The 13,338-nt window shown below is 41.0% G+C and carries 12 protein-coding genes; 10 read left to right on the forward strand and 2 right to left on the reverse strand.

The annotated features are described in order from the left end of the window. Nucleotides 1–95 precede the first annotated feature (95 nt). Nucleotides 96–1,316 carry a peptidase T gene (gene pepT / locus ACYQ5K_RS13795; RefSeq protein WP_178024635.1) on the reverse strand — a complete coding sequence of 407 codons (1,221 nt, stop codon included), beginning with the start codon at nucleotides 1,314–1,316 and terminating at the stop codon, nucleotides 96–98. Nucleotides 1,317–1,576: 260 nt separating this feature from the next. Here pepT and ACYQ5K_RS13800 point away from each other — a divergent pair, with 260 nt between their 5' ends. From ACYQ5K_RS13800 to feoB, 8 genes are all read left to right on the forward strand, one after another. Continuing rightward, nucleotides 1,577–2,884 carry an ATP-binding protein gene (locus ACYQ5K_RS13800; protein WP_178024637.1) on the forward strand — a complete coding sequence of 436 codons (1,308 nt, stop codon included), beginning with the start codon at nucleotides 1,577–1,579 and terminating at the stop codon, nucleotides 2,882–2,884. 211 nt (nucleotides 2,885–3,095) lie between these two features. Next, nucleotides 3,096–3,680: a 50S ribosomal protein L25 gene (locus ACYQ5K_RS13805; RefSeq protein WP_173688042.1), complete on the forward strand. Its 585-nt coding sequence runs from the start codon at nucleotides 3,096–3,098 to the stop codon at nucleotides 3,678–3,680. Between the two features lie 288 nt (nucleotides 3,681–3,968). Continuing rightward, nucleotides 3,969–4,127, forward strand: a complete 159-nt coding sequence (locus ACYQ5K_RS13810) for a hypothetical protein (RefSeq protein ID WP_178024639.1) — start codon at nucleotides 3,969–3,971, stop codon at nucleotides 4,125–4,127. Next, nucleotides 4,124–5,464 carry a TrkH family potassium uptake protein gene (locus ACYQ5K_RS13815; protein ID WP_178024641.1) on the forward strand — a complete coding sequence of 447 codons (1,341 nt, stop codon included), beginning with the start codon at nucleotides 4,124–4,126 and terminating at the stop codon, nucleotides 5,462–5,464. Before ACYQ5K_RS13810 ends, ACYQ5K_RS13815 begins: the two co-directional genes overlap by 4 nt. Before the next feature lie 16 nt (nucleotides 5,465–5,480). Next, nucleotides 5,481–6,134, forward strand: coding sequence for a potassium channel family protein (locus ACYQ5K_RS13820; RefSeq protein ID WP_178024643.1), 654 nt, complete (start codon nucleotides 5,481–5,483; stop codon nucleotides 6,132–6,134). Between the two features lie 20 nt (nucleotides 6,135–6,154). Next, nucleotides 6,155–7,222: a sensor histidine kinase gene (locus tag ACYQ5K_RS13825; RefSeq protein ID WP_459777795.1), complete on the forward strand. Its 1,068-nt coding sequence runs from the start codon at nucleotides 6,155–6,157 to the stop codon at nucleotides 7,220–7,222. Continuing rightward, on the forward strand, nucleotides 7,212–7,913 hold the full coding sequence (locus ACYQ5K_RS13830) for a response regulator (RefSeq protein ID WP_178024647.1): 702 nt from the start codon (nucleotides 7,212–7,214) through the stop codon (nucleotides 7,911–7,913). The genes ACYQ5K_RS13825 and ACYQ5K_RS13830 overlap by 11 nt, the downstream gene beginning before the upstream one ends. 129 nt (nucleotides 7,914–8,042) lie before the next feature. Next, a complete protein-coding gene (gene feoB / locus ACYQ5K_RS13835) occupies nucleotides 8,043–10,388 on the forward strand; it encodes a ferrous iron transport protein B (protein ID WP_173688047.1) in 2,346 nt (781 codons plus the stop codon). Between the two features lie 43 nt (nucleotides 10,389–10,431). Here feoB and ACYQ5K_RS13840 read toward each other — a convergent pair whose 3' ends face one another. Then, nucleotides 10,432–11,331: a LysR family transcriptional regulator gene (locus ACYQ5K_RS13840; protein WP_459777796.1), complete on the reverse strand. Its 900-nt coding sequence runs from the start codon at nucleotides 11,329–11,331 to the stop codon at nucleotides 10,432–10,434. A 270-nt stretch (nucleotides 11,332–11,601) separates the two neighbouring features. On the opposite strand from ACYQ5K_RS13840, the gene ACYQ5K_RS13845 reads away from it, so the two are divergent. Beyond that, nucleotides 11,602–12,723, forward strand: a complete 1,122-nt coding sequence (locus ACYQ5K_RS13845) for a 5-methyltetrahydropteroyltriglutamate--homocysteine S-methyltransferase (RefSeq protein WP_173688049.1) — start codon at nucleotides 11,602–11,604, stop codon at nucleotides 12,721–12,723. An 89-nt stretch (nucleotides 12,724–12,812) separates the two neighbouring features. Next, complete coding sequence (locus ACYQ5K_RS13850) at nucleotides 12,813–13,337, forward strand: nitroreductase (protein ID WP_173688050.1); 525 nt, start codon at nucleotides 12,813–12,815, stop codon at nucleotides 13,335–13,337. Nucleotide 13,338: the final 1 nt, after the last annotated feature.

Below are 13,338 nucleotides of genomic sequence, written 5' to 3' on the forward strand. Positions count from 1 at the left end.
GATTTTAGTGATATGTGGCAACTCCGGTTTTGCTTAAAATATTTGTTTACTTGTAAAGAGTCACAAACTGTCCAATCTGTCCGTCAGACAACCTTTTACATCTCCGCGTATAATTTCACAAGCTCAACCACAATATCCACAGCCTTGTCCATTCCCTCCGCCGTGATGTGTTCATATGGTCCATGGAATGCATGTCCCCCTGTTCCCAGGTTCGGGCAAGGAAGTCCCATAAAGCTGAGCTGGCATCCGTCTGTTCCGCCACGGATCGGAAGCACAAGCGGTGCAACACCCGCATTTTCACAGGCTTTCTTTGCATTCTCAATCAGATGCATGCATCCGGCAATAATCTCAGCCATATTCTGGTACTGGTCAGTAATCGTAAGCTTTACAGTGCCTTCTCCCCATTTTTCATTGAGGTTCTTCTCAATATGGCGAAGAGTTTCCTTTCTGGCTTCAAACAGATTCTTGTCATGATCTCTTACAATATAATGAAGCTCTGCTTTTGCCACATCTCCACTCATACCGGTCAGATGGTAGAATCCTTCATAATCCTCCGTTTCACGAGGAATTTCAAGTCCTGGAAGCATATTATTAATTTCAGCAGCAACCAGGCACGCATTGATCATCGTATCCTTGCTGGAACCCGGATGCACAGCAAATCCTGTTATTTCAAAATCTGCCTTGCATGCATTGAAGTTTTCATACTGAATTTCGCCTTCGGTATCGCCATCCAGAGTGTAGGCAAAATGTGCACCAAATTTTTCTACATTAAAATGATCAGTTCCACCACCGACTTCTTCATCTGGTGTAAAAGCGATTGAGATCGGTCCGTGCGGAATATTTTCTTTGATCAGTGCTTCAGCCATGGTCATGATCTCGGCAACTCCGGCTTTATCATCGGCACCAAGAACGGTTGTACCGTCTGTTGTGATCAGGGTGCGTCCGGCAAGAGATGGAAGATGCGGGAAATCTTTTACGGTAAGGGTACGTCCACTTGTGCCAAGTGGCAGATCACCGCCATCGTAATTCTTGTGTACGACCGGGATGATGTCATGGTCACAGTAATCGGAAACGGTATCCATGTGTGCGATAAATCCGATAGATGGCTTATTCTCATATCCCGGTGTGGCAGGAAGCTTTCCATATACATAGCAGAATTCGTCCAGACTTACGTCAGAAATCCCGAGGGCAGTCATCTCATCTGCCAGAATACGTGCCAGGTCGAACTGACACTGGGAAGAAGGAGAAGTCGTACTGTGTTCATCACTTGGGGTACGGACTACTACATAATTTAAAAGTCGTTCATATGCTCTCATAATCAAACCTCTTTTCATTAACATTTCTTATCCGAGTATAACATTTTGCAGGTGAATATGCAATTTTAAAAATAGATTATTCAACCTGTTACATCCTTGAAAATGTATGTAAAATACAAAAATACGTCCTTAAAAATGTTTTATCTATACAAAAATACGTCCTTAAAAATATTGAACCACACATTTTTTAGTGATAAAATAAAAATAAACAGGATATAATGTTTATAGAATCATAGATCATAAAGCAAGGAGGATGCCAGATGAAGCGCTTTGCATTAGAAAAATTAAAAGAGTGGAAGAAAAAAGCAAACAGGAAACCTTTGATCATCCGTGGAGCCAGACAGGTAGGAAAAACATGGCTAATGAAAGAATTTGGAAGGACATGTTTTGAAAAAGTTGCTTATGTAAACTTCGACAGTAACACAAGAATGCAGCAGGTATTTGATGGTGAAATTAATATAGAAAGAATCATACTGGCAATCAGTGCAGAAACAGGAATTTCTATTGATGTGAAAGACACATTGCTGATATTTGATGAAGTACAGGAAGTCCCGAAAGCATTGTCTTCTCTGAAATATTTTTGCGAAAATGCTCCTGAATATGCAATTGTGGCAGCAGGTTCTCTTTTGGGTGTGGCATTGCATAAAGGAACTTCTTTTCCGGTTGGAAAGGTAGATTTTATGGATCTTTATCCATTGACATTTCAGGAATTTTTGTGCGCATTAGGAGAGGAACGCTTCGTAAATATTCTTCAGGGAACGGATACCGATATGGTGACAACATTCAAATCTAAATATATAGACCGGTTACGCGAATATTATTATGTAGGTGGCATGCCGGAAGTAGTACAGACGTATGTAGAAACGAAGGATTTTAATCAGGTCAGAGAGATACAGAAGAATCTGTTGAATTATTATCAACAGGATTTTTCAAAACACGCCGAGACTTCATTGGTTCCAAGACTGAATCTTGTATGGAATTCGATTCCGATGCAGCTGGCGAAGGAAAATAAAAAATATATCTATGGACAGGTGAGAAAAGGATCAAGGGCAAAAGATTTTGAGCTGGCAATACAATGGCTTTTAGATTGTGGATTGATTCATAAGGTACAAAGAGCAGGGAAAGCTGCGCTGCCACTGAAGGCATATCTGGATTTGGATGTGTTCAAAATATATCTTCTGGATGTGGGGCTTTTGATGGCGATGACGGATATGGATGCGCAGGTAATTATCGATGGAAACCGTATATTTACAGAGTTTAAAGGTGCGTTAACGGAGCAGTATGTTTTACAGCAGCTGATCGCACTGGATCATATAGAACCGTATTACTATTCGACTGCAAATTCCAGTGGTGAAATTGATTTCCTATTACAGGGAAGAACTTCGATTATTCCGTTGGAAGTGAAAGCGGAGGAAAATTTGCGGGCAAAAAGCCTGAAAGCTTTCTGTGAAAAATATAAGCCTAAATATGCGGTAAGAATGTCTATGTCAGATTACCGGAAACAGGAATGGATGACAAATATTCCTTTGTATAATATCGACAGGATCAAAGAATATCTGGAACAGTAAAAAGCTGAAAATATGAAAAATTATGGAAATCTATAAGGGTTGAAAAATAAAAAAATTGCACAAAACAAATAAAAAAGTTTGAAAAACAGCAAAAATATGGGCCAAAAAAGATGTGATTTTGGTTAATCTTGATAATCCATGAGTGTTATAATACAGCTGTAACAAGGAAATAGGTACTTTACCAGAAGTCAGTGATTGGAGGAAAAGATAAATGAATACTTTAAAAGCTGAAAAAAGAAACATGCAGACAAAAGCCAAAAAACTCAGAAGAGAAGGTTATGTAACCGGCAATGTATTCGGACGTGAGATTGAAGGCTCCATTCCGGTACAGATGACACAGAAAGAAGCGGAAAAGTTCCTGAAAGCCAATGGCAAAGGAAGCCAGATCATGCTGGATCTGGACGGAGAGCAGATTGATGTGCTGGTAAAAGAAGTCGATTATGATTCTATGGGTTCAAAAGTACTTGAAATAGATTTTCAGGCACTGGTAAGTGGAGAAATGGTACATTCCGTAGCAGAAGTTGTGATCCACAATCAGTCAAAGGTTGTCACAGGTGTTGTTGAGGAACTGCTTAGTGAAATTGAATACAAAGCACTTCCATCTGCACTTGTTGAAAAAGTAATTGTTGATGTTGGGGATTTGAAGGTCGGAGAAACCATTAAAGTCAAAGACCTTGACATCGCAAAAGATAAAGATGTCAAGCTGATCACAGATCCGGAAGCAGATGTAGCAGGTGTGGCTGCCGTTCATAATGATGTTCCGGAAACAGATGAAGAAGAAGCAGCAGCTGAATAAAAAGATTTTGTAAAAAAGGCGGACGCTTTGCAGAAATTTGAACTGCGAAGTGCCCGTTTTTTTTGTTTCATAGGAAGTTCCGAAGGAACTTCCTATGAAACAAAAGGACTACGTGCCGGAGATGCGCATTCTTTTTATATAACTGAAAATTTCTAATCCCATTTTTTAGCATGAAATTATAACGGAATATTTACATAAAATCAGGAATCTTTATACAATCTTTATACTAAAAATACTATCATTGATTTGAAAAAACAGGAGTAAAAACAGTAAGAGGAAGGAAAGGTTATGTTCGAGATTGAGAGTATTATTTTATTTACAGGGATCCTGAGCTTTCTACTGATCGCCGGCTTGCATCTGATGCGTGAACTCGATATTTTCCTGAAGAAGGATAAAGAAGAGAGAGAGGAAGAAAGATACAGAGGAGAAAGGAAAAGAAACAAATGACAGTATTATATAAAAAGATGACACAGACGCAGATGATTGTTGTCGGGTATTTGCTGCTGATTCTTTTGGGAAGTATTCTCTTAATGCTTCCGGTTTCATCAAGGGATGGAAATATGACATCTTTTGCAGATGCATTATTCACCTCGACATCTGCATCCTGTGTGACGGGGCTGGTTGTACAGGATACGTATCAGCACTGGTCTTTTTTTGGACAGCTTATCATTTTGATTCTGATCCAGATCGGCGGTATGGGATTTATGACACTTGGTGTCTGTGTGGCAATTCTGCTAAGAAGAAAGATAGGGCTTAAAGTCCGCGGAATTTTGCAGGAGAGTATCAATAGTATTCAAATTGGTGGAATTGTAAAGCTTACAAAGAAGATTATTAAGGGAACACTTTTTTTTGAAAGCATTGGAGCCGTATTGCTGATGATCCGGTTTATTCCGGAATTTGGAATAGGAAGGGGGATCTGGTATGGGATCTTTCATTCTATATCAGCTTTTTGCAATGCCGGATTTGACCTTATGGGAGAGAATGGTGCCTATCAGTCACTGGTCAGATATTCGGATGACTGGCTGGTAAATACAGTGATCATGCTGCTGATCATAATCGGTGGAATCGGTTTTTTTGTGTGGGATGATCTGTCTGTGAAAAAACTCCACTGGAAAAAATATCATCTGCATACAAAGATTGTTTTATCGACAACAGGTTTTTTGATTATAGCAGGAGCAGTTTTATTCCTGATACTGGAAAGAAATAATGTACTGGCAGGGATGCCTGTGAAAGAACAGATACTCTGTTCTTTATTTCACTCGGTGACAGCCAGAACAGCAGGGTTTAATACAACCGATACAGGAGCGTTGACGGAAGGCAGTAAACTTGTTACTATGATTCTGATGTTCATAGGAGGAAGCCCGGGATCTACAGCAGGTGGAATTAAGACGACAACCGTAGTGGTTCTCATTGTATTTGTGCGTGCAAATCTGATGGAAGCAGCCGGTTGTAATGTATTTAACAGAAGACTGGATGAAACTGCGATCAGAAAGGCCAGTGTTGTAATGTGTACGAATCTGTTCCTTATACTAACAGGAACGATCTTCATGGAAATTATGCAGCCGTTTTCTTTGTCGGATGTGATGTTTGAAGTCTTTTCTGCAATGGGAACAGTGGGAATGTCTGCGGGAATCACAAGAGATGTATGCATGGCATCAAGGATGATGCTGGTATTTCTGATGTTTTGCGGAAGAATAGGAAGTCTGACATTTGCACTTTCACTGAAAGGACACAGACATGAAGCACCGATCCGGAAACCGGTAGAAGAAATTACGATAGGATAGAACGAGGAGTAGAAAAATGAAATCAGTATTGATTATAGGACTTGGAAGATTTGGCCATCATCTGTGTATTGATATGGCCAATCGGGGAAATGAGGTAATGGTCATCGATAAAGATGAGAAAAAGACAACGGATTTACTGGAATACGCAACGGCAGTACGGGTAGGGGACTGTACAAATGAAGAAGTATTAAGAAGTCTTGGAGTAGGAAATTTCGATCTTTGCTTTGTGTGCATCGGATCAAATTTCCAGAGTAGTCTGGAGATAACAAGCCTGGTAAAAGAGCTTGGAGCCAAACATGTTGTCAGTAAGGCGAACAGGGATATCCATGCAAAATTTTTATTGAGAAACGGAGCGGATGAAGTCTTTTATCCGGATCGGGATATTGCAGAACGACTGGCTGTAAAATACAGTGCAAATCATGTTTTTGACTATTTTGAACTCAGTAAGGATTATTCGATTTTTGAAATCCAGCCGAAGGATGCATGGATCGGGCGGACGATAGAAGAAGCGGATATAAGGGCAAACTATCATATAAATGTATTTGGAATAAAGAAAAATGCAGAGCTGGTGGTCCTTCCGAGAGCGGATTATGTGATGCATGAGAAGGATCATCTGCTTGTAGTAGGTCTTACAAAGGATATTGACCGTCTGCTTGCAAGTATGAAATAATGAATGATGGGGGAAAGAAAATGATAAAAGAGAGAGTAAAATATATGGTGCACTCGGTTGCAATCATGGCGGTTGCAACATTTTTGTCTTTTTTTCTCCAGAGTTATGGAATTCGAAAAGAAAATATTCTGATGATCTATATTGTAGGTGTACTGGTCATAACAGTTACAACTACCGGTTATCTGTATGGAATGATGGCTTCTGTATGCAGTGTGCTGCTGTTTAATTATTTTTTTACGGTGCCGGTGCATACATTTGCGATGACGGATCAGAATGATGTGGTACTTCTGGTGTTTTTCCTTATCACAGGATTTATTTCCGCAAGTATTATGGTACGGTTTCATAATCAGGTGCGTATTGCAGAGGAAACAAGGGCACAGATGGAAAGAGAAAAGTTGAAAAGCAATATGCTGAGAAGTATTTCCCATGATTTCAGGACACCTTTGACTGGAATCATGGGAGATGCTGGACTTTTAAAAGAGGCGGATGATCTGGATGCCGGAGTCAGAAAGGAACTGGCAGGAGAGATACAGGAGCAGTCTGTATGGCTGATGCGCCTGATGGAAAATATTTTGAATATGACAAAGCTGGAAAGTGAAGAATTTGAGATCCGGAAAGACCAGGAAGTAGTGGATGATCTGATCTATGAAGCCGTATCACATATCATAGGACTCCGGGAAAAGAGGAGATTTGAAATTAAACTTCCGTCGGAGCTGATCGTTGTAAATGTAGATGGAAAACTGATGGTCCAGGTGCTGGTCAATCTTCTGGATAATGCGATGAAGCATACAGGGGAAAATGGATGGATCTGTATAGAAGCCAGATATGATGCAGGAAAAGTGTGGATCAGTGTAGAGGATGACGGAGACGGGATTCCGGAAGATTTGAAAGAAAATATTTTTGACGAATTTGTTACAAGATCAGATGAAAAAGGGGACAGACAAAGAGGAATCGGTCTGGGACTGGCTATATGTAAAGCGGTAGTAAATGCACATGGTGGAAATATTTGTGCAGAGAACAGAAAAGAAGGCGGAGCAAGGTTCATGTTCTGGCTGGAGGCAAGGCAGGTAAGTACAGATGGCAGATAAGCATAAAATTTTAATTGTGGAAGACGATAAATATATTATTAACTTTATCTCGATGAGTCTTAAGAAAGAAGACTATGATTTTGTGATTGCGAAGACATGCGGAGAAGCAAATGCACTGTTCTATGCAAACAGACCGGATATGATCATTCTGGATCTTGGACTTCCGGATGGTGACGGGATTGAGATTATAAAAAATGTAAGAGAGATCTCGAAGATACCGATCATTGTGGTCAGTGCAAGACAGGAAGAGGAAGAAAAAATACAGGCACTGGATCTGGGGGCAGATGATTATGTGACAAAACCGTTTTATATGGGCGAACTGCTTGCCAGAATCCGTGTGGCGCTCAGAAAGAGTAACCAGATTCCGGAAGAAAAGAAAGAAAAAATCTTTCAGTGTGATTATCTGAAAGTGGACTGGGAAAAACATCAGGTATCGATTGATGAAAAAGAAGTTCATCTGACTCCGATGGAATATAAGATTTTGAAACTATTGATCGACAACAGAGGAAAGGTACTGACACATAATTATATTCTCAGCCAGATCTGGGGCAGTGCACAGGGAGTAGAAGCAGCCAACCTGAGGGTATTTATGGCAGCACTGCGAAGGAAGATAGAAAAAGATCCGGGAAATTGCAGATTTATCCTGACAGAAGTCGGAGTGGGGTACCGGTTTAGAGAGACTGCGGAATAAAACAATTTGCAGGCGAGGAAATTAGTTAGAAAAAACGAATGTTATTCTTGAATGACTACCTACAGGACTGATATGATAATGATATAAATTATCAATAAATGGTTTTGACCAAAGGAGACAGATAGAGGAATGACACTAAAAGAATTACAAGTCGGAAAGACAGCTACGATTCTTTCCGTAGGAGGAAGTGGTGCACTCAGGCAGCATTTCCTGGATATGGGACTGATCCAGGGAACAGAAGTAACGATTGTAAAGTATGCGCCGATGGGGGATCCGGTTGAGATCAGGATCCATGGTTATGAACTTACGATCCGTCTGGAGGATGCCGGACAGATTGAAATTACACCGGCCCATGAGCCACATTATAAGAAGAAGGAAGGCAGACAATCGTTAGGAGATGCACAGCATCCGGGGTATGGAGAAGCAGGCATTTTTCATGAGAAGAAAACAGAGCATCCATTACCGGAGGATACGACACTTACGTTTGCATTGGTTGGAAATCAGAATTGTGGAAAAACAACGCTGTTCAACCAGCTGACCGGATCGAATCAGCATGTGGGTAATTTTCCAGGTGTTACGGTTGACAGAAAAGACGGTGTGATCAAGGAACATCCCAACACCCGTATTACCGATCTTCCGGGAATTTATTCTATGTCTCCGTACAGCAGTGAGGAAATCGTTACAAGAGAATTTCTACTTCAGGATAAACCGAAGGGAATCATCAATATCGTAGATGCAACCAACATTGAACGGAATATGTATCTGACGATGCAGCTTATGGAACTTGAGATCCCGATGGTTGTTGCGCTGAATATGATGGATGAGATGCGTGTGAACGGAGGCTCTGTGCGTGTGAATGAGCTGGAAGCATTTCTCGGAGTACCGGTTGTACCAATCTCGGCAGCAAAGGGAGAAGGAATTGCGGAACTGGTAGAACATGCACTGCATGTCGCAAAATATCAGGAAGCACCGGAAGAAGTGGATTTCTGTTCTGCTGAAGGTCAGGAAAGTGCGGTTCACAGATGCATTCATGCGATCATGCATCTGATTGAAGATCATGCGAAGGAAGCAGGGATTCCGGTCAGATTTGCAGCAAGCAAGCTGGCAGAGAATGATGAACTTGTCCTGGAAAAATTAAAGCTGAGCCAGAATGAAAAGGAGCTTCTGGAACATATCAATCTGCAGATGGAAGAAGAATGCAAGGTAGACCGTTCATCGGCAGTAGCGGGAATGCGTTTTAACTATATCCAGCGTGCCTGTGAAGATACGGTATTAAAGCCACATGAGAGCAGGGAGCGGGTGCGAAGCAGGAAGATCGATCAGGTTCTGACAGGAAAATATACCGGAATTCCGGCATTTATCGCAATTATGGGACTGGTATTCTGGCTGACATTTAATGTGATCGGAGCATTTTTACAGGATCTTCTGCAACAGGGAATTGACCAGGTGATCATAGCCTGCAGTCAGGCACTGGATGCAGCAGGAGTCAACAGCGTATTAAAGTCACTGGTTGTAGATGGAATCTTTCAGGGGGTTGGAAGCGTGCTGAGTTTCCTGCCGATCATTGTTACACTGTTCTTTTTCCTTTCGATGCTGGAGGACAGTGGATATATGGCAAGGGTTGCGTTTATTATGGATAAACTTTTGCGAAAGATTGGTCTTTCCGGAAGAAGTATTGTACCGATGCTGATCGGATTTGGATGTACAGTACCGGGAGTTATGGCGAGCCGGACACTTTCTTCAGAGCGTGATCGTAAAATGACGATTATGCTGACTCCGTTTATGAGTTGTTCAGCAAAACTTCCGATCTATGCATTCTTTACAGCGGCGTTTTTCCCAGGGAAGGGTGCAATTGTAATGATCGGTCTCTATTTCTTCGGAATCCTGATGGGAATCCTTACTGCACTTGCAATGAAAGGGACGATGTTCAAAGGAGAACCTGTTCCGTTTGTTATGGAGCTTCCGAATTATCGTATGCCGGGAGCGAAAAATGTTGGTCAGCTTCTCTGGGAAAAAGCAAAAGACTTCCTGCAGAGAGCATTTACCGTTATTTTTGGTGCAACGATCGTGATCTGGTTCCTGCAGAGCTTTGATCTGCATCTGAATATGGTGACAGATTCACAGGCAAGTATCCTTGCAACGGTAGCAGGTATGATCGCACCTGTATTCATTCCACTTGGATTTGGTGATTGGAGAATATCAACGGCACTGATTTCCGGATTTATGGCAAAAGAGAGTGTTGTCTCCACTCTTTCAATTTTGTTTGGGTCAACAGCAGCACTGACAGCGGTGATCAACACAGCCGGTGCAGCAGCTCTTTTGATTTTCTGTCTTTTGTATACACCGTGTGTGGCAGCGATTGCTTCTATTAAAAGAGAACTTGGTGGTAAATGGGCGATCGGTGTTGTGATCTTTCAGTGCGTAATTGCATGGGTTGCAGCATTTATTGTGCATGGAATTGTATGTTTATTTTAAAACAAAAACTTCTGGGAACAGGGAAACTGCTTCCAGAAGTTTTTTATTGCAGATATTTTTTCAAGGCATCCAGATAAGTTGTCCCTAATCTGCTTAACATTCTTTTTTTATGTGTAATATACCCAATCCGCATATCACTTTCGTCAGCAAGAGGAACGGCAATGATATCTTTTCCATTCAACTTTTTGTCGATTACACCACTGCATACTGTGTAGCCATTTAGCCCGATCAGAAGATTAAATAAGGTGGCACGGTCCCGTACACGGATATTTTTTTTTCGTTCAGATACAGAAAAGATTTCTTCTGAAAAATAAAAGGAATTGTGTTCACCCTGTTCAAAGGAAAGATATGGATAATCGTCCAGTTCTTCATTGGCTATTATTTTGTGATCGGCGAGAGGATGACGTCTGCTGATAAATACATGTGGTTTTGCAACAAACAGCTGATGAAAAATAAGCCCGTTGGATTTTAAAATTTTTTCCAGAACCGTTTCATTAAAATTATTTAAGAAAAGAATTCCAATCTCGCTGCGCATTTTTGCTACATCTTCGATGATTTCGTATGTCTGGGTTTCGCGGAGACTGAAATCATATTCATCCTGTCCGTAGGCTTTGATCAGATCGACAAAGGCATTGACAGCGAAAGAATAGTGCTGCGTAGATACACAGAATTTCTTTTTCCCGCCGGAAGTTCCTTTGTATTTATCTTCGAGAATAGCGGCCTGTTCCAGAACCTGTCTGGCGTATCCTAAGAAATCCTCGCCTTCTTTTGAAAGGATGATCCCTTTATTAGTCCGGAGAAAAATGGTAATCTTCATTTCTTTTTCCAGTTCACGGATTGCGTTTGTCAGGCTTGGCTGGGAAATATAAAGACGATTTGCGGCTTCGGTAATTGTTCCTGTTTCAGCAACAGTTACGACGTATTTTAATTGTTGAAGAGTCATATTTTTCACTTTCTATAAAGAATATTGTTTTTGGGTTTGGGATATTAGAAAAGTATCTGGAAAATGTATCTTAGCGGAAAATACTTCTGGTCAGATATCCTGGTAATATTGTAGCATGGAAGAAGGGAGCGTGAAACATTTTTTTGATATTGCTATAGTTTTAAACTATGGCAAACTGCATTTTTTTTGTATTTTTCAGATGCAGAATACTCTGCTATACTTTCAAACATAAAAGACAGACAGTACGAAAGAAAAAAGGAGAGCTATATTATGAGTAAAAATACACCATTTCGTTATGATTATGTAGGAAGTTTTTTAAGACCGGAAACACTGAAAAGAGCAAGAAGAGATTTTGAAGAAGGAAAGATTTCAAAAGAAGAACTGACAAAAGTAGAGGATGCTGCAATTTTAGACCTGGTAGAGAAGCAGAAAAAAGCCGGATATCGTGTGATCACAGACGGCGAGTTCAGAAGAGCAACCTGGCATCTTGATTTCATGTGGGGATTTAACGGGGTAGGACATGAGCCGACTAAGACCGGACTTCCGTTCCACGGTGAAGCTGCAATGATCGATGATACTTATCTGACTGGAAAAATTTCCGTAGATCAGCATCCATTTGTAGAACATTTTAAATTTGTAAAGGCACTGGAAGATGAAAATACAGTAGCAAAGCAGACGATCCCGGCACCGGCACAGTTCCTGGAACAGTTTATTATGCCAATGTCCCTTCCGAATACCAATCAGTATTATCCGGATGTGGAAGAACTGGCAGAAGATATCGCAAATGGATATAAGAAAGTTATTCGTGACCTGTATGATGCGGGCTGTAGAAACATTCAGTTGGATGACTGTTCATGGGGAATGTGTGTAGATCCACATGCTACAGCAATTTTCGGAACCGATGAAGCCGGACTTCAGAAAATCATGGAACAGCTTCTTGCTATCAATAACCGTGCAATTGAGGGAGCGCCGGAGGACCTGGTGATCAACACGCATGTATGCCGTGGAAATTTCCATTCTACTTATGCAAGCAGCGGTGCGTATGACTGTGTGGCAGAAACTTTATTTGCCCGTGAAAATGTAAGTGCATATTATCTGGAATTTGATGATGCGCGTTCTGGTGGATTTGAGCCGCTGAAGAGTGTAAATGGCGATAAAAAAGTGGTTCTCGGTCTGATTACAACCAAGTCATCAAAGCTGGAAGATAAGGAAGACGTAATTAAAAGAATTCATGAGGCTGCAAAATATGTCCCACTTGAAAGACTGTATTTAAGCCCACAGTGTGGATTTGCTTCCTGTGAAATCGGAAATAAGCTGACAGAAGAAGAACAGTGGAAGAAACTTGCACTTGTAAAAGAAATTGCAGAGGAAGTCTGGGGAGAAGAAAAATAATCCGGATATAAAAATTTAAGAAAATAGTAGGTACAGCTCCTTTTGAATCGTGTTACAATAAGAACAGATTTGAAAGGAGCTGAAAATTTATGAATGAAGTAATCAAAAACATGGAAGAGCGCAGAAGCGTCCGCAGCTACAAACCGGATATGATCAGTAAAGAAGATCTGGATGCGATCATTGAGGCTGGAACTTATGCGGCAACAGGAATGGGGATGCAGTCACCGATCATCGTAGCAGTGACCGATAAAGCAACGAGAGATCAGCTCTCTGCAATGAATGCAAAGATCATGGGAACAGATACAGATCCATTTTATGGAGCACCGGTAGTTCTTATTGTACTTGCAGACAAGGCAAGACCAACTTATCTTTATGATGGAAGCCTTGTGATGGGGAATCTGATGAATGCGGCACATTCTCTTGGAATCGGAAGCTGTTGGATTCACCGTGCAAAAGAAGAATTTGAATCTGAGGAAGGAAAGGCTCTTTTGAAAAAATGGGGAATCGAAGGAGACTATGAAGGAATTGGACATTGTGTGCTCGGATATGCGGCAGCAGAACTTCCTGTAGCTAAACCGAGAAAAGAAAACTATGTCTATTATGCAGAAGCATAGG

It is taken from the genome of Allocoprococcus similis (genome assembly GCF_054660775.1).